Raw genomic sequence first — 25,159 nt, 5'->3', positions numbered from 1 at the left:
TCAAAGCGTTCAAGCTCGACCTCAAGGAGATCATTCCATGCGTTCAGTCGGACATTTCATCGGTGGCAAGGAAGTTAAGGGCACCTCCGGCCGCACTGCCGACGTTTTCGAGCCGATGACCGGCGACGTCCAGGCCAAGGTCGCGCTGGCGTCCAAGGCCGAGGTCCGCGCGGCCGTCGAGAACGCGCGCGCCGCACAGCCCGAATGGGCCGCGACCAACCCGCAGCGCCGCGCCCGCGTGATGATGAAATTCGTCGAGCTGGTTCAGCGCGATTACGACAAGCTCGCCGAACTGCTCGCCCGCGAGCACGGCAAGACCGTGCCCGACGCCAAGGGTGACATCCAGCGCGGCCTCGAGGTCGCCGAATTCGCCTGCGGCATTCCGCACCTGATGAAGGGCGAGTATACCGAAGGCGCCGGCCCCGGCATCGACATCTATTCGATGCGTCAGCCGCTCGGCGTCGTCGCCGGCATCACGCCGTTCAACTTCCCGGCCATGATCCCGATGTGGAAGTTCGCCCCGGCGATCGCCTGCGGCAACGCTTTCATCCTCAAGCCGTCCGAGCGCGATCCCGGCGTGCCGATGCTGCTCGCCGAACTCATGATCGAGGCGGGCCTGCCGGCCGGCATCCTCAACGTCGTCAACGGCGACAAGGAAGCGGTCGACGCCATCCTCGACGATCCCGATATCAAGGCCGTCGGCTTCGTCGGCTCCACGCCGATCGCGCAGTACATCTACGAGCGCGCCGCCCAGACGGGCAAGCGCTGCCAGTGCTTCGGCGGCGCCAAGAACCACGCCATCATCATGCCGGATGCCGACATGGACCAGGCCGTGGACGCGCTGATCGGCGCCGGCTACGGCTCGGCCGGTGAGCGCTGCATGGCCGTCTCGGTCGCCGTTCCCGTCGGCAAGTCCACTGCCGACCGCCTGATGGAAAAGCTGATCCCGCGCGTCGAGTCGCTCAAGATCGGCACCTCGATCGATCCGTCTGCCGATTACGGTCCGCTGGTGACGCGCGAGGCGGTCGAGAAGGTCAAGAGCTACATCGACATCGGCATCAAGGAAGGCGCGACGCTGGCCGTCGACGGCCGCGGCTTCAAGATGCAGGGCTACGAGAACGGCTTCTATCTCGGCGGTTCACTGTTCGACAACGTCACCAAGGACATGCGGATCTACAAGGAAGAGATCTTCGGCCCGGTGCTCTCGGTCGTGCGCGCGCACGACTACAAGGAAGCGCTGGCGCTCCCGTCCGACCATGATTACGGCAACGGCGTTGCCATCTTCACCCGCGACGGCGATGCCGCGCGCGACTTCGCGGCCAAGGTCAACGTCGGCATGGTCGGCATCAACGTGCCGATCCCGGTGCCGATCGCCTATTACACCTTCGGCGGCTGGAAGAAGTCGGGCTTCGGCGATCTCAACCAGCACGGCCCGGACTCGGTCCGCTTCTACACCAAGACCAAGACGGTGACCTCGCGCTGGCCGTCCGGCGTCAAGGAAGGTGCGGAGTTCTCGATCCCGCTGATGAAGTAATCCTCCAGAGAGCGAGGCTCACATGCAGTTCGCTCTGAACGAGGATCAGGTCGCGGTTCGCGACATGGCGTTGGCGTTTGCGGCGGAGAAGATCGCGCCGCACGCGCTGCGCTGGGACGAGGAGAAGCATTTCCCCGTCGACGTGATGCGCGAGGCGGCGAGCCTCGGCATGGGCGGCATCTACATCCGCGACGATGTCGGGGGATCGGCGATGTCGCGGTTCGACGCGGCGCTGATCTTCGAGGCACTGGCGACGGGCTGCCCGACCACCTCGGCCTTCATCTCCATCCACAATATGGCGAGCTGGATGATCGATGCCTTCGGCAGCGACACCCAGCGCCACAAATGGCTGCCAAAGCTCTGCAGCATGGAGCTGATCGCGAGCTACTGCCTGACCGAGCCGGGCGCCGGTTCGGACGCGGCGGCGCTCCGCACTCGCGCGGTGCGCGACGGCGACGATTACGTCCTCAACGGTCAGAAGCAGTTCATCTCGGGTGCCGGCGGCACCGACCTGCTGGTCGCGATGGTGCGCACTGGCGGTGACGGCCCCGGCGGTATCTCCACCCTCGTCATCGACGGCAAGACGCCGGGCGTCTCCTTCGGCGCCAACGAGCGCAAGATGGGCTGGAACGCGCAGCCGACCCGCGCTGTCATGTTCGAGAACGCCCGCGTGCCCGTGGCCAATCGCCTGAGCGAGGAGGGCGTCGGCTTCAAGATCGCGATGGCCGGCCTCGACGGCGGCCGCCTCAACATCACGGCGTGTTCTCTTGGTGGAGCACAAACGGCGCTCGACAAGGCGCGTGCCTACATGAAGGAGCGCAAGGCCTTCGGAAAGCGCCTCGACGAATTCCAGGCGCTGCAATTCAAGCTTGCCGACATGGCGATCGAGCTGGAAGCCGCGCGCACGTTCCTGTGGCGCGCCGCCGCTGCGCTCGACCGGAAAGACCCTGATGCCACCATGCTGTGCGCGATGGCCAAGCGTTTCGGCACCGATGTCGGCTTCGAGGTCGCCAACCATGCGCTGCAGCTTCATGGCGGCTACGGCTATCTCAGCGAATACGGCATCGAGAAGATCGTGCGCGATCTGCGCGTGCACCAGATCCTCGAAGGCACCAATGAAATCATGCGGCTCATCGTGGCGCGCAAACTGATCGAGGGCGCGCGATGAATTCAGTGGAAGAGGGCGATCTTGTCGCCCGCGTCGAGGGCGCGGCCGGCATCATCAGGCTCAACCGCCCCAAAGCCATCAATGCGGTGACGCTGGAGATGTTTCGCGACATCGACAAGGCGCTCGACCGCTTCGAGGCCGATCCGGCCGTGGCCGTGATCGTGCTGGAGGGCGCCGGCGAGCGCGGGCTGTGCGCCGGCGGCGACATCCGCACGCTCTGGGAAAGCTCCAAGGTCAACGGTGACCTCGGCAAGATCCTGTGGCGCGAGGAATACATCCTCAACGCCCGCATCAAGAAATTCCCAAAACCCTATGTCGCCTTCATGGACGGTATCGTGATGGGCGGCGGCGTTGGCCTTTCCGCGCATGCCAGCCACCGCATCGTCACCGACCGCACCAAGCTTGCGATGCCCGAGGTCGGCCTCGGCTTCTTCCCCGATGTCGGCGGCACCTATCTGTTGTCGCGCTCGCCCGGCGAGATCGGCACCTATTTCGGCCTGACCGGCCAGACCATGAATGGGCCGGACGCGGTCCACGCCAAATTCGCCGACGCCGTTGTGCCGGTGGCCAGATGGCCGGCGCTGCGGGAGGCGCTGACCAGGGCTCGTCCGGGCGCGACTACGGCCGATGTCAGCAAGCTCATCAACGGCTTTGCGACCGGTGAGACCGCGGGGCCGGTGGCGGCGAAGGAGCCGCTCATCGATGCTCTGTTCGGCTTCGATCGCATGGAGGACATCTTTGCCGCGCTCGCGCGCGACGGCTCGGAGTTCGCGCTGGCGACGCTGAAGACGCTCAACGAAAAGTCCCCGCGCGGCATGGTCGTGACGCTGAAGCTTTTGCGCCTCGCGCGCGCTGCATCGAGCCTGGAAGAGTGTCTCGTGCGCGAGTATCGCGCGGCGCTCGAAGTGTTTCGCAGCGACGATTTCCGCGAAGGCGTGCGCGCCGCCGTGATCGACAAGGACCGCAACCCGACCTGGTCGCCGCCGCGGATCGAGGATGTGACGCCAGAGATGCTGGCGCCGTATCTCGCCGAGATCGGCGCCGACGAATTGAAGTTCAACTAACAATACGACAGCGGAGGAAACGACAATGGCCACGATCGCATTCATTGGTCTGGGCAACATGGGCGGCCCGATGGCGGCCAACCTCGTCAAGGCCGGCCACAAGGTGGTGGCGTTCGACCTCGTCGAGGCCTCGCGGGCGCAAGCCAAGGCCGACGGCGCCGGTATTGCCGACAGCGCCGCGGGCGCGGTGAAGGGCGCCGATGTCGTCGTCACGATGCTCCCCGCCGGCAAGCACGTGCTCGGCGTCTGGAACGAGGTCGTGCCTGCCATGGCCAAGGGCGCGCTGATCATCGACAGCTCCACCATCGACGTCGAGAGCGCGCGTCAGGCGCATGCGCTCGCGGCCAAGAGCGGCGTGCTCTCGGTCGACGCGCCGGTCTCCGGCGGCACGGGCGGCGCCAAGGGCGCCACGCTCACCTTCATGTGCGGCGGCGAGGAGGGTGCGTTCGCGGCGGCCAAGCCCGTGCTGGAGAAGATGGGCAAGAAGATCGTCCATTGCGGCGGCGCTGGCGCGGGGCAGGCGGCCAAGATCTGCAACAACATGATCCTCGGCATTTCCATGATCGCGGTCAGCGAGGCCTTTGCGTTGGCTGAGAAGCTCGGGCTCTCGCATCAGGCGCTGTTCGACGTCGCCTCGACCTCGTCGGGCCAATGCTGGTCGCTCACGACCTATTGTCCGGTTCCGGGGCCGGTGCCGACCTCGCCCGCCAACAACGACTACAAGCCGGGTTTTGCTTCCGCGCTGATGGTGAAGGATCTGACGCTGGCGCAGGACGCCGCCAGGGCCGCGGGCGCGGCGACGCCGCTCGGCAAGCATGCGCAGGAGATCTATCAGTCTTTCGACGCAGCAGGCCAAGGCGGGGTGGATTTTTCCGGAATTATCAAGCACGTTCGCAGCCTCGCCGGAAAATAGCGAGGCTTCGTATCCCGGATGGAGCGAAGCGAAATCCGGGATAATCCCCTCGACTGGCGCGACCGGCCCCGGATTGCGCTCCGCTCCATCCGGGCTACGTTCGAAGACCAATTCGACGGGCCCGGATCATGACGACATTTTTGGAAGCGCGCGCGTTTCTGCTTCATAACCGCACGGACTACGAGACCGCGGTCCGGGAGTTCCGCTGGCCCGATCCGGTTCCCTTCAACTGGGCGCTCGACTGGTTCGACGCCGAACTGGCGGCGAATGCGGACAGCAAGGATCGCCCCGCGCTCTGGATCGTCGATGCGGCGCAGGACAGGCAGACCAAGCTGTCATTCGCTGCACTCTCGAAGCGCTCGAACCAGGTCGCGAACTTCCTCCGCGCGCAGGGCCTGAAGCGCGGCGACCATCTGCTGCTGCTGCTCGGCAACGTGGTACCGCTGTGGGAGACCATGCTGGCGGCGATGAAGCTCGGCGTGGTCGTGATCCCCGCGACCACGCTGCTCACCGCCGACGAGCTGCGCGACCGGCTCGATCGCGGCAAGGCGAAGGCGGTGGTGGCCGCCGAGGATCAGGTCGCGAAATTCGCAAGCCTCGGTGCCGAAAACATCGTACGCATCGTGGTCGGCGCCGCCGCCGAAGGCTGGCTAGCCTATGATGCGGCGGCGAAAGCACCGGAGAGTTTTGCGCCTGACGGTGTGACCAACGCCGACGATCCGATGCTGCTCTATTTCACCTCGGGCACGACCGCGAAGCCGAAGCTCGTGCTGCACAGCCAGCGCAGCTATCCCGTCGGCCATCTCTCCACCATGTACTGGATCGGGCTCAAGCCCGGCGACGTCCATCTCAATATTTCCTCGCCCGGCTGGGCCAAGCACGCCTGGAGCTGCTTCTTCGCGCCGTGGAATGCGGGCGCCACCGTGTTCGTGGTCAACCAGCCGCGCTTCGATGCGAAAGGCCTGCTCGCCACCATCGGCCGCTGCGGCGTCACCACGCTGTGCGCGCCGCCGACGGTGTGGCGCCTGTTCATCCAGGAGAACCTCGCCTCGTTCAAGGTGGCCTTGCGCGAAGTCTGCGGCGCCGGCGAGCCGCTCAATCCTGAGGTGATCGACCAGGTGCAGGCCGCCTGGGGCCTCACCATCCGCGACGGCTACGGCCAGACTGAGACGACCGCGCTCGCCGGCAACTCGCCGGGGCAGCCGATCAAGATCGGCTCGATGGGCCGGCCGCTGCCCGGCTATCGCGTCCAGGTCAGCGATGCCGACGGCCATCCGGCTAGGGAGGGCGAGGTGGCCCTGGTGTTGGGTGCCGACCGCCCCGCGGGCCTGATGCAGGGCTATCAGGGCGACGACGGCAAGCTCTCGGGCGCGGAGGGCACGCTCTATCGCAGCGGCGACGTCGTGTTCGCGGATGAGGACGGCTATCTCACCTTCGTCGGTCGCTCCGACGACGTCTTCAAATCCTCGGACTATCGCATCAGTCCGTTCGAGCTCGAAAGCGTCCTGCTCGAGCATGAGCTCGTCGCCGAGGCGGCGGTGGTGCCCAGCCCCGATCCGATCCGGCTCGCTGTTCCCAAGGCCTTCGTGCTGCTGACCTCGGGCGCGGAGCGCAGCCCGGAAACCGCGCTCTCCATCTTCAAGCACCTGCACACGCGGCTTGCGCCGTTCAAGCGTATCCGTCGCCTCGAAATCGTCACCGAGCTGCCGAAGACCATCTCTGGCAAAATCCGCCGCGTGCAGCTACGACGGCTCGAACGCGATGATGATCGCAACGATCCGCTGCGCGGCCGGGAATTCCGCGAGGAGGATTTTCCGGAACTGCCGAAAACACGGAGTGAGACCTAAGTGAACGAAGTCTGGAAGAAGCCGCCGATCGCGCTCGAGGCCTATCAGGCCATGGTCGGCAAGGAGATCGGCGTGTCCTCGTGGCACCTGATCGATCAGCCCCGCATCGACACCTATGCCGACGTGATCGAGGATCACCAGTTCATCCACGTCGATCCCCAGAAGGCGAGGGAGACGGCCTTCGGCACCACGATCGCGCACGGCTTCCTGACGATGTCGCTGCTGTCGGTGATGTCCTATAGGTGATGCCGGCGGTTGCGGGCGCCACGATGGGCGTGAACTACGGTTTCGACAAGCTGCGCTTCATTTCGCCGGTGCGCTCGGGCAAGCGTGTCCGCGGCCGTTTCGTGCTCGCCGAAGCCAGGCTGCGCAAGCCCAGCGAATTTCAAACTCGCACCAACGTCACGGTGGAGATCGAAGGCGAAGACAAGCCCGCGCTGGTCGCGGAATGGCTCGGGTTGACCTATTTCGCCTGATACCGCGCGTCGTTGCCGGGCTTGACCCGGCAACCCATCGCTGCTCAAAAGCTGTCCAAATCGCGCGGAGCTTTCTTACCCTCTCCCCTTGCGGGAGAGGGTGGCTTCGCGAAAGCGAAGCCGGGTGAGGGGTATCTCTCCGCGGACTCGCCTGCCGAGATAACCCTCATCCGGCCGTAGCCGACGCTACGCGTCGGCATCTCTTAGGACGGCGGCCGTAGGCCGCCTATGCCACCTTCTCCCGCAAGGGGAGAAGGAAGAAAGGAAGCACAATGGCAATCAGGTTCGACGGACGCGTCGCCATCGTCACCGGCGCGGGCAATGGTCTCGGCAAGGCGCACGCCCTGGGGCTGGCCAGCCGCGGCGCCAAGGTCGTAGTCAACGATTTCGGCGGCGCGCGTGACGGCACCGGCGGCTCGCTGTCGCCGGCCGAAGCGGTGGTCGAGGAGATCCGCAAAGCCGGCGGCACCGCGATGGCCGATGGCGCCGACGTGTCGAATTTCGAGCAGGTCACCGCGATGATCGAGCGTGCCACCAAGGAGTGGGGCAGTGTCGACCTCGTGTGCGCCAACGCCGGCATCCTGCGCGACAAGTCGTTCGGGAAGATGGAAGCGGCCGACTTCCAGAAGGTGCTGGACGTGCATCTCGTCGGCACCTTCTATTGCTGCAAGGCCGCCTGGGCCGGTATGCGCGACCGCAATTACGGCCGCATCGTGCTGACCACCTCGTCGTCAGGCCTCTACGGCAATTTCGGCCAAGCCAATTACGGCGCGGCGAAATCGGGCATGGTCGGCCTGATGAACGTGCTCGCCGAGGAAGGCCGGAAGAACAACATCCGCGTCAACATCATCTCGCCGACGGCGGCAACCCGCATGACCGAAGAGCTGCTGCCGCCGCAGGCTCTGCAGCTGATGAAGCCGAACGCGATCACGCCCGCAGTCGAGTACATGCTGAGCGAGGACGCACCGACCCGCACCATCATGGGCGCCGGCGCCGGCTCCTTCGCCGTGATCAAGATTATGGAGAGCGAAGGCATCAACCTGCCGGAGTCCGAATGGACGCCCGACGCGGTCGCCGCGCATTTCGCCGAGATCAGCGACATGTCGAAGGCCAAGGCGCTGCAGGGCGCGTTCGAGCAGACGCAGAAATACGTGGCGCAGGCCGCGGCGCGGGCGGGGATCAAGCTCTAAGTGAGCCGTCATTCCGGAGCGTCGCGAAGCGTGAGCTCTGGAACCTACTCTCCGTCATGGCCGGGCTTGTCCCGGCCATCGACGTTCCTGGCACCGCTTGCGCGGCTCTCGTGGATGCCCGGGCCTTTGCCTCGCCGAAGCGGCTTCGGCCGCGCAGGCGGGACAAGCCCGGGCATGACGACCTGTTCCGCAGCGCGGGTGTGCTCTAAATTCTCATCATGACCACAACGGACACTCACATCGCCGTCATCGGTGCCGGCCCCGCCGGGCTGATGGCGGCGGAGGTGCTCGCGTCAGGCGGCGCCCGCGTCACCGTCTATGACGCCATGCCGTCCGCGGGCCGCAAATTCCTGATGGCGGGCCGCGGCGGACTCAATCTCACCCACAGCGAGCCGCTGCCGCAGTTCATGGCGCGCTACCGCGAGGCTGCACCGAAGCTGCAACAGGCAATCGACGCCTTTTCGCCTGACGCGCTACGCGCCTGGAGCGAGGCGCTGGGCGAGCCGACATTCGTCGGCAGCAGCGGGCGGGTATTTCCGAAGGCGTTCAAGGCCTCGCCCTTGCTGCGTGCCTGGCTGCGGCGGCTCGATGCCGCCGGCGTCCGCTTTGCCTTTCGCCATCGGTGGACCGGATGGGATGTGGAGGGGCAGCTGGAGTTTCAGACGCCCGGCGGCAACGCCACCGTTGCGGCGAGCGCCACGGTGCTCGCGCTCGGCGGCGCGAGCTGGCCGCGGCTCGGATCGGATGGCGGCTGGGCCGATATCCTCGCGGCGAAGAGTGTGGCCATCTCGAAGCTGCGGCCGGCCAATTCCGGCTTCACGGTCGCATGGTCCGATGTGTTCCGCGACCGTTTCGAGGGCCAGCCGCTCAAGGGCGTGGCGCTGACCATCGGCACGCACACAGTGCGCGGCGAGGCGATGATCACCCGCAGCGGCATCGAAGGCGGAGCGATCTACGCGCTTTCGGCGGAGCTGCGCGAGGCGGTGCTCGGTCTGGGGCAGGCGACGCTGAGCATCGCCTTGCGGCCCGACCTCGACACATCAGGGCTGACCACGCGGCTATCAGGGACGCGCGGCAAGCAGTCGCTCGCGAACTTCCTGCGCAAGGCGGCGCAATTGTCGCCGGTGGGCATCGGCCTGATGCAGGAGGCGGCCATTGCGTCGGGCCGGTCGCTTGCGGCGCTGTCGCCGGCCGAGCTTGCGACCCTGATCAATGCCATTCCGGTTCAGCTCACCGGCGTCGCCCCGATCAACCGGGCGATCTCGACGGCGGGCGGACTGTCTTTCGACGAGCTCGACGCGAACTTCATGCTCCGCAAGCTGCCCGGCGTGTTCGCCGCCGGCGAGATGCTCGACTGGGAAGCGCCGACGGGCGGGTATCTGCTGCAAGCCTCGTTTGCGACGGGAGCTGCGGCGGGTCGGGGCGTGTTGGGGTGGCTGATGCGTTCTTAGAACGCCGCCGCCCTTCGAGGGCCGCTGAACAAGCGGCCACCTCAGGGTGACGGCTACGAAAGAGCCGCGAGCGAGACATCGCAGAAGAGAGAGAGAGAGAGAGAGAGAGAGAGAGAGAGAGAGAGAGTCATCCTGAGGTGCGAACGGCGCGATGCAAGGCGTCGCGCCGGGAGTCTCGAAGGATGCGCGGGCACTCCGCAGCGGTTACCGCAGCTTCCCCCGCGCCGCGACCGGCAGCGTGCCGATGATCTCTTCGCCGCGCACCATCACCACCTCGTCCATCATGTTGACGACGACGCAGACGTGGTTCGGCACGATGCGGACGACATCGCCGACATTCGGCCTGGTGTTGCTGCGGGAGAGGTCGAGGAAGCCGTGCTCCTCGGCGAACTTCGCGATCTTGGCTTCGGGGTGCTCCAGGATCAGGCCGTGGCCATCGAGGCCGCCGGTATCGGTGGTCAGCGTCTTCGAGCCGGCGTCCAGAATCCCGCGCTCGGGCGCGGCGCGGCTCACCACCGTCGAATAGATGTGCAGCGCGCAGTCGTCCCAGGTGGCCGAGCCGGCAGCCACCTGCATGCGGTCATTGTAGATGTAGGTGCCGAAGCGGTGCTCGGTGCCACCCTTGAGCTTGCCGATGTTGACGAGGTTCGGCGTGCCGCCGGTCGAGACGATCTTGGCGTCGAGTCCGTGCGCGCGCACGCCGGCCAATGCTTCGTCGAAGAACTTCTGCGCATCGCCCCAGCCGGTCTCGGTGGGGTAGAGCATGAAGCCGGCGAACTGCAGCCCCTTGGACGCCGCGATCTCGCGTGCCAGCGCAATCGCTTCCGCCGGCGTCTCGACACCGGCGCGCTTGCGGCCGGTATCGCACTCGACCACGACCGAGAGCGGACGGCCCGACGCCGCGGCGGCCTTGGGCAAGCCCGCGACGACGGTGGAATTGTCGGCCGCAACCGTCATGTTGGCCTTGGCATTCAGCGCGCCGAGCCGCGCCATCTTTTCTTCGCCGAGCAGATTGTAGCTGATCAGGATGTCGTCGATCCCGGCATTGGCCATGATCTCGGCCTCGCCGATCTTCTGGCAGGTGATGCCCTTGGCGCCGGCCGCGACCTGCATCTTGGCGATGGTCGGGTTCTTGTGCGTCTTGATGTGGGGACGGTTGGCGATGCCGGCGTCGTCGCAGGCCTTCTGGATGCGCGCGATGTTGCGCTCGACCCTGTCCATGTCGATGACGGCGCAGGGCGTACCGTATTCACGGGCGATTTTTGCGGCGAGGGGAGTGGTCATGTGATCTCTCTGTTTCCGGCCCCGTAGGATGGGTAGAGCGCAGCGAAGCCCATCAGAACCAATTTCCGTTGTGCGATGGGTTTCGCTGCGCTCTACCCATCCTACAAGTCAAGCCTGTTCGATCTCCTCGCGGAGCATTTCCAGTTCGAGCCAGCGCTCTTCGGCGGCGGACAGTTCTTCGTGCGCCTTGGCGATGGCGGCTGACGTGTCGTCGAATGTCTTGCGATCCCTGGCGTAGAGGTTGGGATCGTCGAGCACGCGCTGCAATTTCGCAATGTCGGCCTGGAGCGTTTCCATCTTCTTCGGCAACGTTTCCAGCGCGTGCTTCTCGTTGAAGCTCAGCTTCCGTTTCGGCGCCGAGGAGGGAACAGTGGCGCGCTCCTCCTTCTTCTCGGCAGCCGGTTGCGCCTTCGCCGTCTCGCGCTTCAGGTCCGCGCCGCGCTGGCTCAGCATGTCGCTGTAGCCGCCGGCATATTCGATCCATTTGCCGTTGCCCTCGGGCGCAATCACCGAGGTCACGACGCGGTCGAGGAAGTCGCGGTCGTGGCTGATCAGGATGACCGTGCCCTCGTAGTCGCCGAGCATTTCCTCGAGCACGTCGAGGGTTTCGAGATCGAGATCGTTGGTCGGCTCGTCCAGCACCAGCAGGTTCGATGGCTTTGCCAGCGCGCGTGCCAGCATCAGCCGGCCGCGCTCACCGCCCGACAACACCTCCACCGGCGTGCCGCGCTGCTCCTGCGCGAACAGGAAGTCCTTCATGTAGCCGACCACATGCTTGGGCTTGCCGCCGACCATAACGTGGTCGCCGCGGCCGCCGGTCAGGGCCTCAGCCAGCGTCGATTTCGGATCGAGGCTTTCGCGGTGCTGGTCGAGCGTTGCGGTCTCAAGATTGGCGCCCAGCCGCACGGTGCCGGAGTCCGGCTGCGTCCCGCCGGTGAGCAGGTTGACCAGCGTGGTCTTGCCGGCGCCGTTCGGTCCGATGATGCCGAGCCGGTCGCCGCGCTGGATGCGGGTCGAAAAGTTCTCGACGATCTTGCGCTCGCCATAGGCCTTGGTGATGCCCTTGGCCTCGATCACCAGCTTGCCGGATTGTTCGGCCTCCGCCGCGGCGAGGCTGGCGGTGCCGGCCGTGCCGCGATAGTCGCGGCGCTGGTCGCGCAGCGCATGCAGATTGGCGAGGCGCTTGACGTTGCGCTTGCGGCGGCCGGAGACGCCGTGACGCAGCCAGTGCTCCTCGTCGACGATCTTGCGGTCGAGCTTGTGCTGGTCGCGCTCTTCCTCCGCCAGCACCTCGTCGCGCCAGCTCTCGAACGATGCGAAGCCGCGGTCGATCTGCTTGATCCTGCCGCGGTCCAGCCAGGCGGTGGAGCGCGACAGATTGGTGAGGAAGCGGCGATCGTGGCTGATGATCACCAGCGCGCTGCGGCGGCCATCGAGCTCCTGTTCCAGCCATTCGATGGTGGAGAGATCGAGATGGTTGGTCGGCTCGTCCAGCAGCAGGATGTCGGGCGAGGGCGCCAGCACCCGCGCGAGCGCGGCGCGGCGGGCTTCGCCACCGGAGACGTTCGCCGGGTTCTCGTTGCCGGTGAGCCCGAGCTGCTCGACCAGATAGCGCGCCTGATAGGGATCGTCGCCCGGTGCGAGCCCGGCCTCGACATAGGCGAGCGTGGTCTTGTGCTCGCCGAAATCGGGCTCCTGCGGCAGATAGCGGACGGTGGCGCCGGGCTGCACGAAGCGCGTGCCGCCGTCTGCCTCGACGAGCCCGGCTGCGATCTTCAGCAGCGTCGATTTGCCGGAGCCGTTGCGGCCGATCAGGCAGACGCGCTCGCCTGGTGCGACATTGAGCTCGACGCCTGACAGCAGCGGCGTGCCGCCGAAGGTCAGCGTGATGTCCTTGAGCTGGATCAGCGGCGGCGCCATGACTAACCCGGGCTCGTTGCAGCTTGGTCGGCGCGGCGGCGCTGGATCCGGCGCAGCGTCTGGTCGAGCGCGGAGAGGAAGGCCGAGCGGTCGCGCGGCGAGAACGAGCGCGGCCCGCCGGTCACTTCGCCGGCCGAGCGCAGATCCGTCATCAAATTGCGCACCGCCAGCGTCATGCCGATCGACTCTTCCGTGAATGGCTTGCCGTTCGGCGCGATTACGTCGGCGCCGACCTTGACGCAGCGGCTCGCCAGCGGAATGTCGGAGGTGATGACCACGTCGCCGGGCCGGGCGCGTTCCGCGATCCAGTCGTCGGCCGCGTCCATGCCGCTACCTGCGGCAATGCGCTCGATCAGCGGGTCCTGCGGCACGCGGATAAAATTGCCGGCGACGACGCTGACGGGCACGCCGTGCCGGAGCGCCACGCGATAGATTTCGTCCTTCACCGGGCAGGCGTCGGCGTCGACATAGATGCGGGTGGGGGTCTCAGTCATTCCGCCGCGTGGTACCGCATTCGGGCCGCAAAGGCGAGGGGATTGACCGCTGTTCCCGGGGCCCTACGATCACACCCGAAACAACAAAAATACGGGGAAGATGACCCATGCCGAACCGGCTCGAAACCTGGCGCGTCGAGGCCTACAACACCGCAAAACAGTCCGAAAACAAGATGCATGACGATACGGTGGCGCGCCGCTTCGGCTTCTCGGGCGGGCTGGTCCCGGGCGTCGATGTCTTCGCCTACATGATGCACGTGCCGCTGGCGCGCTGGGGCCGCGATTTCCTCTCCCAGGGGCTGGTCGAGGCCCGCTTCATCAAGCCGGTCTATGACGGCGAGCCCGCCGATGTCGACGCGACCGAGCACAACGGCCTGCTCACGATCGAGGTTTTCAGCCGCACCGAGCTGTGCGCCACCGGGACGGCCTCGCTGCCGGCGGCGGTGTCCGCGGTTTCGCTGGGCGACTATGTGGCGGTGCCTGCCGTGGCCGAGCGCAAGCCGGTCAGCCCGGCAACGTTCGAGACCGGCAAATGGCTGGGCACGACGCCCCGCCGCTGGGCCGGGCAGGACGCCGCCGACTATCTCGCCGACATCAGGGAAACCGATCCGATCTTCGCGCGCGAGGGCCTCGGCCATCCCGGCCTGATCCAGCGCGTCATGAACCGCCTCCTCGTCGACAACACCATTCTGGGCCCGTGGATCCATGTCGGAAGCCGCATGCAGCTGCTGTCAGCCGCGCGCGCCGGTGACGAGATCACGGCACGCGCAAAAGTCACCGGCAATTACGAGAAGAAGGGCCACCGCTTCGTCGAGCTCGATGCGCTGGTGGTTGCCAACGGCTCGACCCCGCTCGCGCATTGCCAGCACACCGCAATCTACCAGCCGCGCGAGCAGGCGGCAGCGTAGGTCGCGGGAAGGGGCGAACTGTTCACTCCAACGGCGCTGTCATTCCCCGCGAAGGCGGGGGATCCAGTACGCCGCGGCCTATCGGTCAATCACGGTCGTTTCGGAGTACTGGATCGCCCGCCCCAGTGCGCAATTGCGCAAATGCGGACGATGACAGCTGTGGGGGTGATGGCGGCGGCACAAAGTACCGCCACCGCGAGGCCGCACTACCCCAGCCGCTGCAATTCGGCCATCGCAACGACGTGCTCGTTGAACCATGGCGGGCAGGCCTCGGCGGCCGCCTGCAATGCCGTCCTTGCCTCGGCGTGCTCGCCGCGGAGCAGGTGCCACTGGCCTAGATAGAATTGCGCTTCGCCGGCATCATCAGGCGTGCTGGCTGCCGCGAGCGTCGTGTCGGCCGCGAGCCGTCCCAGGTAAAGGCCGACCACGGCGGATGGCCAATGCCAGATTCTGACCTTGGCTGCGTCCGTCTCCAGCGCCGCCGCCGCATCCTCGCCCGCCCTGGTGCGCGCAAGATGCAGGAACAGCAGGGCGTAGGCGTCGTTCGCGATCTCGAAGGCGCGTTGCAGGTCCGGGATCGCGGCATTGAAATCGCCGCGGCAGAAGTGAGCCAGGCCGCGCTGCTTGAGGCAATTGGGGTCCTTGGGCGCCAGATCGATCGCCGCCGTCAGGCTGCGGATGGCGCTGTCGAAATCGTGCTTGCAGAAATAGGCGACCCCGAGCTCGGTATGGGCGTCTGCAAGACGCGGGGATAGCGCGATGGCTGCGAGTTGATCCGCAATGGCGCGATCGAAATCTCCGAGGAACTTCCAGGAGATTCCACGGCTGCCGTAGGCGGTCGCCATGCGCGGGGCGATGGCGATGGATCTGTCGAAGTCGGCGATCGATCCGCGATAGTTCGCCATTCCCTGCAGCGCCACGCCCCGGTCATGGCGCGCGTAGGGATTGCCGGGTTCGAGCTCCAGCACCTTGTTCAGCCGTTCCGCGGCGCGATCGAATTGATCGCGCCGCATGGCGGCGTCGGCGCGGAAATAATGGAAGATGATCTTCAGCCGCCGCAGCATGTCGCCATTACCGATGGTGTCATGTTTGGCGGGGAGACCCAGCCCTTTACGCCGCCTTGCCCTTTGCGTCCTGGATCGCGCGCCACACGCGCTCCGGGGTCAGCGGCATGTCGATGTGCTTGATGCCGTAGTCCGACAAGGCGTCGAGCACCGCGTTCACCACCGTCGACAGGCTGCCGGCGCAGCCGGCTTCGCCGCAGCCCTTGCTGCCGAGCGGGTTGGTCGTGGCCGGCACGGGGTGATCGCCGACCGTCATGTTCGGCACGTCCTCGGCGCGGGGCAGGGCGTAGTCCATCAGCGAGCCCGTGATCGGCTGGCCGCTCTCGTCGTAGCGGACGTGCTCCATCAGCGCCTGGCCGATGCCCTGCACGACGCCGCCATGGAGCTGGCCCGCGACCAGCAGCGGGTTGATCACCGTGCCGAAATCGTTGACCGCGCTGTAGCGCACGATCTGCACGACGCCGGTATCGGGATCGATCTCGACCTCCGCGACGTGGCAGCCGTTCGGGAACGCCGAGGCGACCGGGTCGCTGGTGTGATCGACGTCGAGCGAGTCGGGCACGCCGTCCGGCGTCTTGCCGTCATGCAGCTTCTTGGCGAGCTCCATGATGTCGATGCTGCGGTCGGTGCCGGCGATGGTGAAGCTGCCGCCTTCGAACTCGATGTCGGCTTCGGACGCCTCCAGCATGTGCGCGGCGGCGCGCTTGCCCTTCTCGATGACGAGCTTGGCGGCGCCGACGATGGCCTGGCCGCTCGCGGTGATCGAGCGCGAGCCGCCGGTGCCGTTGCCGGTGTGGACGATGTCGCTGTCGCCCTGCACCAGCTTCACGCTCTCGAACGGCACGCCGAGCTGCTCGCACAGCACCTGCGCGAACGGCGTGGCATGGCCCTGGCCGTAATCGAGCGTGCCGGTGATCAGCTGCACGGTGCCGTCGGCGTCGAACACGATCTTGCCGAGCTCGGGGCTCGGCGGCGCGGTGACCTCGAGATAGGAGCCGACGGCGATGCCGCGCAGCTTGCCGGCCTTCTTGCTCTCCTTCTTGCGCTTGGCGAAGTTCTCGTGGTCGGAGATGTCGAGTGCCTTGTTGAACACGGCCTGGAAGTCGCCGCTGTCATAGGTGACGCCCGAGGAGGCTGCGAACGGGATCTGGTTCGGCTTGATGAAGTTGCGCTTGCGCAAGGTGAGCCGGTTGATGCCCATCTCGTCGGCAGCGCGATCGATCAGCCGCTCCATGTAGTAGTTGGCCTCGGGCCGGCCGGCACCGCGATAGGCGCCCATCAGCGTGGTGTTGGTCAGCACGGTCTTGATGTCGACGCCCATCAGCGGCGTGCGGTAGACGCTCGAGAAGTTCTTGCCGGTGTTGAGCGAGAGCGGCCCCGGCGCGACGCCGGTGATGTAGGCGCCGAGATTGCCGTAGCCGGACAGTTTCGCCGCGAGGAAGTGCCCCTCGGAATCGAGCGCCAGCTCGGCGTGGATCTTCTGCGCGCGGCCGTGGCTGTCGGAGAGGAAGCTGGTGGAGCGCTCGTCGAGCCACTTCACCGGTTTCCCCAGTTCCTTCGCCGCGTACAGGATGCACATGTATTCGGGGTAGTTGATGTTCTTCATGCCGAAGGAGCCGCCGACATTGGCGGTGAGGATACGCACCTTCTCGTTCGGCACTTTCAGGTTCTTGGCGAGATTGGCGCGGTTGCCCGCGACGCCCTGCGTCGGCACCTGCAGCGTGTAGCGCTCGGACTTCTTGTCGTAGGAGGCAAGGCCGACGCGCGGCTCCATCGAGACCACTGCGACGCGGGTGTTCTCGATGTCGATCTTGGTGACGTGGGCGGCGCCAGCGAAGGCCGCATTGACCTTGTCCATGTCGCCATAATGGTAGTCGAGCGCGACATTGTTCGGGATGTGGTCGTAAAGCTGCGGCGCGCCGGGCTTGGCGGCTTTCTCGGGGTCCGTCACCGCCGGCAGCGGCTCGATGTCGAGCTCAACCGCTTCGGCCGCGTCGCGCGCCTGCGCCAGCGTCTCGGCCACCACGAAGGCGACGGGATCGCCGACGAAGCGGACCTTGTCGGTCGCCAGCGGCTGGCGGTTGGTCTGGAGCAGGGGCGAGCCGTCGCGGCTCTTCAGCGGCAGGCCGCAGGTGAAGGGGCCGTAACCGGCGGCATCGAGGTCCTTGCCGGTCCACGCCCCCAGCACGCCCGGCATCGCCTTGGCGGCATCGAGGCCGATGCCGCGAATGACGCCATGGGCATGGGTCGAGCGGACCACCACGGCATAGGCCTGGCCGGGCAGGTTGAAATCGTCGGTGTAGCGGCCCTTGCCGCGCACCAGGGTGTCGTCCTCCTTGCGGCGGACCGGCTGACCGACACCGTATTTTTGCAGTGCAATAGCGTTTTCGAGCGTGGACGATTTGGTGTGTTCTTGCATGGAATCGACCTGAAAAGCCGGCATTTGCGCGATTTCGCGGGGCGCCTGGTGGGGGCCGGACCCCATTGAGATAACCCACGGCTCCGTTCACGACAACGCACGAATGGACATGGTCCCATGTGATGCGTTGTTGCGCAGGCCTGCCGCGCTGCTAATGTTTCAGGCGAAAAAGCAATTCCTGACCGGCCCGAGCGGCCTCGGAAAGACAGTTTGTATGAATGACCACACGCGGCTCCGCGACGGCCATGCGCCGCACGGTGAGCTGGAGGGGTCGATGGCGGCGGTGGCGTTGGCCACCGAACCGGCCGTCCCCGCGCAGGCGCTGGGAACCGGCGTCTATGCGGCGCTGGACCTCGGTACCAACAATTGCCGGCTGCTGATCGCCTGTCCGACCCAGGATGGCTTTCGCGTGGTCGATTCCTTCTCGCGCATTATCCGGCTCGGCGAGGGGGTCTCGGCGACCGGGTGCATCAGCGAGGCCGCGATCGAGCGGGCCATTGCCGCGCTCAGCATCTGCCGCGACAAGATCAACCTGCGCAAGGCGCGCCGGCTGCGGCTGATCGCGACCGAAGCCTGCCGCGCCGCCTCGAATGCGGAAGGTTTCCGCAGCCGCGTCGCGGCCGAGACCGGCATCGAGCTCGAGGTGATCGACCGCGAGACCGAGGCCGCGCTTGCGGTGGTCGGCTGCTCGCCGCTGGTCGATCCCAGGGGCAGGGGCGCGATCCTGTTCGACATCGGCGGCGGCTCGACGGAGCTGGTGCGGATCGAGCGCGACGCTCAAAATCCGGAGCCGCGCATCAAAGCGTGGATGTCGATCCCGTATGGCGTGGTCACGCTCGCCGAGCAGTTCGGCGGCCGCGACGTCACGCCGGAGATCTACGCCGCGATGGAGCGGGAAGTGGCCAGCCACGTCACCCCGTTCGCGGCGGAGCACGGCCGCGATCTCACCGATATGCACCTGCTCGGCACGTCGGGCACGGTAACGACGCTCGCCGGCATCCATCTCAACCTGCCGCGCTATGACCGCCGCCGCATCGACAGCATCTGGATGAACGATGCCGACATCACCGCGACCATCAACAAGCTGCTCGGCATGAGCTATGAGGAGCGCGCCGGCAACAGCTGCATCAGCGTCGAGCGCGCCGATCTCGTGCTCGCCGGCTGCGCCATCCTCGATGCCATCCGCCGCGCCTTCCCGCTGCCGCGCCTGCGCGTCGCCGACCGGGGCCTGCGCGAGGGCATGCTGGTCGAGATGATGCGCGAGGACGGCGCGCTCAGGAGCTGGTGAGATGGCGAAAGACACCACCGGCCGCTTGCACGTCCAGGTCAAGACCGGCGGCAAGCGCAAATTGTCGTCGAAGCTCTGGCTGGAGCGGCAGCTCAACGATCCCTATGTCGCCAAGGCCAAGGCCGCGGGCTATCGCTCGCGCGCCGCGTTCAAGCTGCTGGAGATCGACGACAAGTTCCGCCTCTTGAAGCCCGGCATGGCCGTGGTCGACCTTGGCGCCGCGCCCGGCGGCTGGAGCCAGATCGCCGCCAAGCGTGTCGGCTCCACGGAAGGCAAAGGCAAGGTCGTCGCGATCGACCTGCTGGAAATGCCCGAGATTCCCGGCGTCGATTTCGCGCAGCTCGATTTCATGGACAACGGCGCCCCTGACAAGCTCACCGCGATGCTCGGCGGCGGCGCCGATATCGTGATGTCCGACATGGCCGCCAACACGACCGGCCATCGCAAGACCGACCAGCTCCGCATCGTCGGCCTGGTCGAGACCGCGGCCGCCTTCGCCTGCGACGTGCTCAAGCCCGGCGGCACGTTCTTGGCGAAAACCTTCCAGAGCGGCGCCGACGCCGATCTGCTCGCCCAGCTCAAGCGCGACTTTGCCACGGTGCGGCACGTGAAGCCCGCGGCAAGCCGGCAGGATTCCTCGGAGCGCTACGTGCTGGCGACGGGGTTTAGGGGCGGGGCTGAGCCGTAGCCGCAGACTCCGTCATTGCGAGGAGCGAAGCGACGAAGCAATCCAGAATCTCTCTGCGGAAAGATTCTGGATTGCTTCGCGTCGCTCGCAATGACAGGGAGCGAGGTTAGCCCAACCGCTGATCCCGCACGTTCTGCGTATCTTCCGTCGCGGCCTTCACGGCTGCCTTCTCCGCGCCCTTGCCGGCGCCCTTGCGGCTGGCGATCTCCACCGCCTTGCGGCCGGAGATCTCGTGGCCGGCATCGGCCGGCATCTGCCAGAAGAACCAGCTCGAGGCCGCCGAGGTCAGCGCCACCACGACGAAGGCGGGCATGAACACGGCGGCGTTGAGCTCGCTGACATGGCTGAGCCACATCGTCGTCTCCACCGAGGCGGCGCCGACGGCAACGCCGGCGGAGACCGCGAGCTGCTGGTTGACGCTGACGAGCGTGGTGGCGCGGCTCATCTGCGGGCTCTCGACGTCGGCATAGGCGACCGTGTTGATCGCGGTGAACTCGAGCGAGCGGAAGAAGCCGCCGACCACCAGGATCACCATGATGATCAGCAGTGGCGTCGTCACCGTGAACAGCGCGCAGACGCCGAGGAAGAATGCGCTGACAATCGCGTTCACCGTCATCAAGTTGCGGAAGCCGAAGGTGCGGATGAGACGCGCCGCCAGCGTCTTCATGCCCATGGCGCCGAGCGAGGAGGCGAAGGTGACGAGGCCGGAATGGAACGGCGACAGCCCGAAGCCGATCTGCATCAAGAGCGGCAGCAGGAACGGCAGTGCGCCGATGCCGAGGCGGAACAGGAAGCCGCCGAAAATCGCCGCGCGCAGCGTGGGGAGTTTCAAAAGCGTAAAATCCAGCACCGGCGATCCCGTCCGCCGTGCATGGATGACGTAGAGCGTCATCGAGATCGCGCCGCCCACCACCAGGGCCGCGACCGTGCTCCACGGCAGCAGATTGAGGCCGGCAACCGACAGGCCGAACGCAATGCCGGCAAGACCCAGCCCCGCGAGCACCATGCCGTAGAGATCGAACTTCTCCTGCGTCTCGCTCTTGATGGGATCGATGAACTTCAGCGCCATGAAGATGCCGAGCAGTCCGATCGGGATGTTGATCAGGAAGATCCAGTGCCAGGAGGCGTAGGTCGTGATGAAGCCGCCGAGCGGCGGCCCGATCACCGGGCCGATCAGGGCAGGGATGGTCACCCATGCCATCGCGTTGACCAGCGCGCTCTTGTCGACCGAGCGCAGCAGCACGAGGCGCCCGACCGGCGTCATCATCGCTCCGCCCATGCCCTGCAGGATGCGCGCGAACACGAAATCGGTGACCGAGGTCGAGAGCGCGCAGCCGATCGATCCGACCATGAACACGCCGACCGCGATCGCGAACACCATGCGCGCGCCGAACCGGTCTGCGGTCCAGCCGCTCGCCGGGATGAACACCGCGAGCGAGAGCAGGTAGGAGGTGATCGCGAGCTTCAGCGTCAGCGGGCTGGTGCCGATGTCGGCTGCGATCGCCGGCAGCGAGGTGGCGATCACCGTGGAATCCATGTTTTCCATGAAGAGCGCGGTGGCCACGATCAGCGGGATGACGCGTTGCTTGTCGACCATGACGGATTGGTAATGAAAATCAGAAGGAGGGGTGGACCTGCGGCTTATCACCGTCGCCTTGTGCGGACCATTGCGGATCGACGCATAGCACCTAAATCCTGCGTAACAACGGTGTGACCCTCACTTCCAGGTTGCGCCGGAGGGCGGGACACGCCGTCTCGCCTCTCGTCATTCCCGGGCGCGCCGGCTGGCGCGCGCCCGGGAATGACGACGAGCATGGGCTATCCACGCCGAATTTACATAAAAAGCCTGTGCATGGCTGGCCAGCGGGCCGAATTGCTTTGATTCGTCACGCGGGCATGCTATCGACCCGCGTCAACCCCACCGATGGGCTCCGATTCGACGGCGATGCCGCAAGGTACGCCGAGGGCGGCGCTCATCCATTGCTATTTGCGGCAGGGCCGCAGGAAGGAGTTGGCACATGGCCACGGTGCAACAAGGCATCCGCGAAGCCTTTACGTTCGACGACGTGCTGTTGAAGCCGGGCCTGTCGGACGTGATGCCTGGCGAGGTCGACATCCGCTCCCGCGTCACCCGCGCCATCCCGCTCAACATCCCGATCATGGCCTCCGCCATGGACACCGTCACCGAAGCCCGCATGGCGATCGCCATGGCGCAGGCCGGCGGCCTCGGCGTCATCCATCGCAATTTCGACCCCGAGGGGCAGGCCGCCCAGGTGCGGCAGGTCAAGCGCTACGAGTCGGGCATGGTGGTGAACCCGCTCACCATCAGCCCCGAAGCGAGCCTCGACGATGCGCTCAAGCTGATGAGCGATCACGGCATCTCCGGCATTCCCGTCGTCACCGGCGCCGGCAAGAACACGCCCGGCAAGCTGGTCGGCATCCTCACCAACCGCGACGTCCGCTTTGCCACCGACCGCCGGCAAAAAGTCTCCGAGCTGATGACGCATGAAGGCCTCGTCACGGTGCGCGAGAACGTCAGCCAGGACGAGGCGCGGCGCATGCTGCACCAGCATCGCATCGAGAAGCTACTCGTCGTCGACGAGCAATATCGCTGCGTCGGTCTGATCACCGTCAAGGACATGGAGAAGGCGGTCGCCCATCCGCTCGCCTGCAAGGACGCCCAGGGACGCCTGCGCGTCGCCGCCGCCACCACGGTCGGCGATACCGGCTTCGAGCGTACCGAGCGGCTGATCGATGCCGGCGTCGACCTCGTCGTCGTCGACACCGCGCACGGCCATTCCCGTCACGTGCTGCACGCGGTGAACCGCATCAAGCGTCTCTCCAACTCCGTGCAGGTGGTCGCCGGCAACGTCGCCACCACCGAGGGCACGCAGGCCCTGATCGATGCGGGCGCGGACTGCATCAAGGTCGGCATCGGCCCGGGCTCGATCTGCACCACGCGCATCGTCGCCGGCGTCGGCGTTCCCCAGCTCACCGCGATCATGGATGCGGTGGAAGCGGCGAAGAAGGCCGACATCCCCGTCATTGCCGACGGCGGCATCAAGTTCTCCGGCGATCTTGCGAAAGCGCTCGCGGCCGGTGCCGACATCGCCATGGTCGGCTCGCTGCTCGCCGGCACCGACGAGACCCCAGGCGAAGTGTTCCTGTGGCAGGGCCGTTCCTACAAGGCCTATCGCGGCATGGGTTCGGTCGGCGCGATGGCGCGCGGATCGGCCGATCGCTACTTCCAGCAGGACATCAAGGACACGCTCAAGCTCGTGCCTGAAGGCATCGAGGGCCAGGTGCCGTACAAGGGACCGGTCGGCAACGTCATGCACCAGCTCGCCGGCGGCCTGCGCGCCGCCATGGGCTATGTCGGCGCACGCGACATGAACGAGCTGCACGACAAGGCCCAGTTCGTCCGCATCACCGGCGCGGGTCTGCGCGAAAGCCACGTCCACGACGTGACGATCACGCGCGAGGCCCCGAACTATCCGGGCGGGGGCTAGTTACGCCGACGCAAGGTCAGGTGATGATTGTCGTCATTGAAGGGATCGGCGGAGGGGACTGATTCAGCTCCGCCGCGTCCTTGCATTTGCCGTTGATGAACGACCAGATCAGCACGGCATGCCATCCCACGACTGACGACCAAAAAAATTCGTCGCCGAAGCCGAAACTGATGACGGACATGTCGGCCGCCCATCCGACGACGGCCATCAAGACGCAAAGAAGATTCGACAAGAAAATGTAGACGACGTGGCGGTGGTTGAGAAACAGCGCGATCCATGTTGGCAGGAAGTTGAGCACCAGGCCTGCCACGACGACTGCCGGTTTACGAAAATCAGGCGAAGCGTCTCCGAACCACTCGATCAGTGTGGGGGTGACCACCAAGATCAGTATCGGCAACGCAGCTAAGGCGGCTGTTATTTTCCAGGCTCTGCTCTTGGGGGCAGCAAGTCCCATCTGCCCGATTTGCCGCCTCAGCACTGTCATTGCTTGTCCAATGGTCGTTTTTGCGTTCTGATCTTGCTGGTGAGGAGGCCGCGCACGGCGGAGGCGAAGCGATCTTCCTGGTGCAGCCTAGACTAGTGGGCTGATCGCGGCCTTAATCCGCTGCCTAAAATTCTAGAGAAGGATACAGGGCGCCGGTCGCGTTCGCTCGCGTGCCCCGGACGCAGCGCAGCACCTCTTCGGTGATGCGCTGCAGAGCCGGGGCCCATGTCTCCGCATCTTGCCGTGCTGCTTTCTGGGTCCCGGCTCTGCGCAGCAACGTTGCACGTTGCAGCGCGTCCGGAACACCAGAGCTGCGCGCATCTCTGCGTCGAACCGCTCCGCTGCTTTTGTATTGACGCGCCTCGCGCGCTCCGCTTCCGTCCACGTCGAAACAATTCGGAGGAAGCCATGTCCCAAGGCAAACGCATCGTTCTCGCCGCGCGTCCCGTCGGCGAACCCAAATCGTCTGATTTTCGCCTGGAGGAATTCGCTGTCCCCACGCCCGGCGCAGGCGAGGTGCTGCTGCGCACGATCTGGCTGTCGCTCGATCCTTATATGCGCGGGCGCATGAGCGATGGGCCGTCCTACGCCGCGCCGGTGCCGGTCGGCGGCGTGATGGAAGGCGAGGCGGTCAGCGAGGTCGCGGCCTCCAACAATCCGGACTTCGCCAAGGGTGATATCGTCCGTGCGCGGACCGGCTGGCAGACCAATGCGATCTCGAACGGCAAGGGCCTGATCAAGGTCGATCCCAAGCTCGGCCCGATCTCGACCTCCATCGGCGTGCTCGGCATGCCCGGCATGACCGCGTATACGGGCCTGCTCGACATCGGCAAGCCGCAGGAAGGCGAGACCGTTGTGGTCGCCGGCGCCTCCGGTGCGGTCGGCTCGGCCGTGGGCCAGATCGCGAAGATCAAGGGCGCGCGCGCAGTCGGCATCGCCGGCGGCAAGGACAAATGCGAATACGTGGTCAAAGAGCTCGGCTTCGATGCCTGCATCGATCACCGCGATCCCGATCTCGCCGCCAAGCTGAAGGATGCCTGCCCAAAGGGCATCGACGTCTATTTCGAGAACGTCGGCGGTGCGGTGTTCGAGGCGGTGTTCCCGCTGCTCAATCCGTTCGCGCGCGTGCCGGTCTGCGGCCTGATCGCCCATTACAACGACACCGAGGCCAAGCCGCCGAAATGGGCCGCAGCGATGATGCGCGCGACGCTGACCAAGCGGCTGACCTTCCGCGGCTTCATCGTCTCCGACTTCGCCTCCCGCCATGGCGACTTCCTGCGCGACATGTCCACCTGGGTCCGCGACGGCAAGGTCAAGTACAAGGAGTTCGTCACCGAGGGCCTGGAGAGCGCCCCCGGCGCCTTCATGGGCCTGCTGAAGGGCGCCAATTTCGGCAAGCAGCTTGTGCGGGTCGGGCCCGACAAGGCTTAGCGCGACAGGGACTAGGACTCCCGTTGC

General features: G+C 66.1%; 18 protein-coding genes and 2 pseudogenes. 13 read left to right on the top strand and 7 right to left on the bottom strand.

What is annotated here, in order from left to right:
• The first annotated feature begins 37 nt into the window (after positions 1 to 37).
• The 8 genes and pseudogenes from JQ617_RS19685 (at position 38) to JQ617_RS19650 (ending at position 9,643) form a co-directional block, all read left to right on the top strand.
• Positions 38 to 1,534 (top strand): CoA-acylating methylmalonate-semialdehyde dehydrogenase, encoded by a 1,497-nt coding sequence (locus JQ617_RS19685; RefSeq protein ID WP_212027742.1) that lies wholly within the window; start codon positions 38 to 40, stop codon positions 1,532 to 1,534.
• A 22-nt stretch (positions 1,535 to 1,556) separates the two neighbouring features.
• Positions 1,557 to 2,702 (top strand): isobutyryl-CoA dehydrogenase, encoded by a 1,146-nt coding sequence (locus tag JQ617_RS19680; protein WP_212027741.1) that lies wholly within the window; start codon positions 1,557 to 1,559, stop codon positions 2,700 to 2,702.
• Positions 2,699 to 3,766, top strand: coding sequence for an enoyl-CoA hydratase/isomerase family protein (locus JQ617_RS19675; RefSeq protein ID WP_212027740.1), 1,068 nt, complete (start codon positions 2,699 to 2,701; stop codon positions 3,764 to 3,766). The genes JQ617_RS19680 and JQ617_RS19675 overlap by 4 nt, the downstream gene beginning before the upstream one ends.
• Before the next feature lie 10 nt (positions 3,767 to 3,776).
• Positions 3,777 to 4,679: pseudogene (gene mmsB / locus JQ617_RS19670) on the top strand (3-hydroxyisobutyrate dehydrogenase); the annotation flags it as partial.
• A gap of 128 nt (positions 4,680 to 4,807) precedes the next feature.
• Positions 4,808 to 6,526, top strand: a complete 1,719-nt coding sequence (locus JQ617_RS19665; RefSeq protein WP_212027738.1) for an AMP-binding protein — start codon at positions 4,808 to 4,810, stop codon at positions 6,524 to 6,526.
• Positions 6,527 to 7,002, top strand: a pseudogene (locus JQ617_RS19660) (MaoC family dehydratase).
• A 272-nt stretch (positions 7,003 to 7,274) separates the two neighbouring features.
• Positions 7,275 to 8,192 (top strand): SDR family NAD(P)-dependent oxidoreductase, encoded by a 918-nt coding sequence (locus JQ617_RS19655; protein WP_212027737.1) that lies wholly within the window; start codon positions 7,275 to 7,277, stop codon positions 8,190 to 8,192.
• A gap of 218 nt (positions 8,193 to 8,410) precedes the next feature.
• Positions 8,411 to 9,643: a BaiN/RdsA family NAD(P)/FAD-dependent oxidoreductase gene (locus JQ617_RS19650; RefSeq protein WP_212027736.1), complete on the top strand. Its 1,233-nt coding sequence runs from the start codon at positions 8,411 to 8,413 to the stop codon at positions 9,641 to 9,643.
• Positions 9,644 to 9,847: 204 nt separating this feature from the next.
• Here JQ617_RS19650 and JQ617_RS19645 read toward each other — a convergent pair whose 3' ends face one another.
• The 3 genes from JQ617_RS19645 to JQ617_RS19635 form a co-directional block, all read right to left on the bottom strand.
• The gene (locus JQ617_RS19645; protein WP_212027735.1) at positions 9,848 to 10,927 is read right to left on the bottom strand and encodes a D-TA family PLP-dependent enzyme; all 1,080 of its coding nucleotides are present in this window, start codon (positions 10,925 to 10,927) and stop codon (positions 9,848 to 9,850) included.
• Positions 10,928 to 11,035: 108 nt separating this feature from the next.
• Entirely contained in the window at positions 11,036 to 12,847 is a 1,812-nt protein-coding gene (locus JQ617_RS19640) for an ABC-F family ATP-binding cassette domain-containing protein (protein WP_212027734.1), read from the bottom strand.
• 2 nt (positions 12,848 to 12,849) lie between these two features.
• Positions 12,850 to 13,341 (bottom strand): YaiI/YqxD family protein, encoded by a 492-nt coding sequence (locus JQ617_RS19635; RefSeq protein ID WP_212027733.1) that lies wholly within the window; start codon positions 13,339 to 13,341, stop codon positions 12,850 to 12,852.
• A 107-nt stretch (positions 13,342 to 13,448) separates the two neighbouring features.
• On the opposite strand from JQ617_RS19635, the gene JQ617_RS19630 reads away from it, so the two are divergent.
• Positions 13,449 to 14,249: a hotdog family protein gene (locus JQ617_RS19630; RefSeq protein ID WP_212027732.1), complete on the top strand. Its 801-nt coding sequence runs from the start codon at positions 13,449 to 13,451 to the stop codon at positions 14,247 to 14,249.
• A gap of 206 nt (positions 14,250 to 14,455) precedes the next feature.
• Here JQ617_RS19630 and JQ617_RS19625 read toward each other — a convergent pair whose 3' ends face one another.
• Both JQ617_RS19625 and JQ617_RS19620 read right to left on the bottom strand, forming a co-directional pair.
• Positions 14,456 to 15,313 (bottom strand): tetratricopeptide repeat protein, encoded by an 858-nt coding sequence (locus tag JQ617_RS19625; RefSeq protein WP_212027731.1) that lies wholly within the window; start codon positions 15,311 to 15,313, stop codon positions 14,456 to 14,458.
• Between the two features lie 46 nt (positions 15,314 to 15,359).
• Positions 15,360 to 17,732: a xanthine dehydrogenase family protein molybdopterin-binding subunit gene (locus JQ617_RS19620; protein ID WP_212027730.1), complete on the bottom strand. Its 2,373-nt coding sequence runs from the start codon at positions 17,730 to 17,732 to the stop codon at positions 15,360 to 15,362.
• Between the two features lie 214 nt (positions 17,733 to 17,946).
• On the opposite strand from JQ617_RS19620, the gene JQ617_RS19615 reads away from it, so the two are divergent.
• Positions 17,947 to 19,020 (top strand): Ppx/GppA phosphatase family protein, encoded by a 1,074-nt coding sequence (locus tag JQ617_RS19615; protein ID WP_212027729.1) that lies wholly within the window; start codon positions 17,947 to 17,949, stop codon positions 19,018 to 19,020.
• Position 19,021: 1 nt separating this feature from the next.
• On the top strand, positions 19,022 to 19,708 hold the full coding sequence (locus JQ617_RS19610) for an RlmE family RNA methyltransferase (protein ID WP_212027728.1): 687 nt from the start codon (positions 19,022 to 19,024) through the stop codon (positions 19,706 to 19,708).
• Between the two features lie 106 nt (positions 19,709 to 19,814).
• Here the strand turns inward: JQ617_RS19610 and JQ617_RS19605 are convergent, their stop codons facing one another.
• Positions 19,815 to 21,305 (bottom strand): MFS transporter, encoded by a 1,491-nt coding sequence (locus JQ617_RS19605; protein WP_212027727.1) that lies wholly within the window; start codon positions 21,303 to 21,305, stop codon positions 19,815 to 19,817.
• A 421-nt stretch (positions 21,306 to 21,726) separates the two neighbouring features.
• Between JQ617_RS19605 and guaB the strand changes: the two genes are divergently transcribed.
• Complete coding sequence (gene guaB / locus JQ617_RS19600) at positions 21,727 to 23,217, top strand: IMP dehydrogenase (protein ID WP_212027726.1); 1,491 nt, start codon at positions 21,727 to 21,729, stop codon at positions 23,215 to 23,217.
• A 16-nt stretch (positions 23,218 to 23,233) separates the two neighbouring features.
• On the opposite strand, the gene JQ617_RS19595 is transcribed toward guaB, so the two are convergent.
• The gene (locus JQ617_RS19595; RefSeq protein WP_212027725.1) at positions 23,234 to 23,701 is read right to left on the bottom strand and encodes a hypothetical protein; all 468 of its coding nucleotides are present in this window, start codon (positions 23,699 to 23,701) and stop codon (positions 23,234 to 23,236) included.
• Between the two features lie 408 nt (positions 23,702 to 24,109).
• Here JQ617_RS19595 and curA point away from each other — a divergent pair, with 408 nt between their 5' ends.
• Complete coding sequence (curA, locus tag JQ617_RS19590) at positions 24,110 to 25,132, top strand: NADPH-dependent curcumin/dihydrocurcumin reductase (protein ID WP_212027724.1); 1,023 nt, start codon at positions 24,110 to 24,112, stop codon at positions 25,130 to 25,132.
• The last annotated feature ends 27 nt before the right edge of the window (positions 25,133 to 25,159 follow it).

The organism is Bradyrhizobium sp. KB893862 SZCCT0404, from assembly GCF_018130885.1.
Taxonomy (GTDB): Bacteria; Pseudomonadota; Alphaproteobacteria; order Rhizobiales; family Xanthobacteraceae; genus Bradyrhizobium; species Bradyrhizobium stylosanthis.
This window is presented reverse-complemented; position numbering and strand designations above follow the sequence as displayed.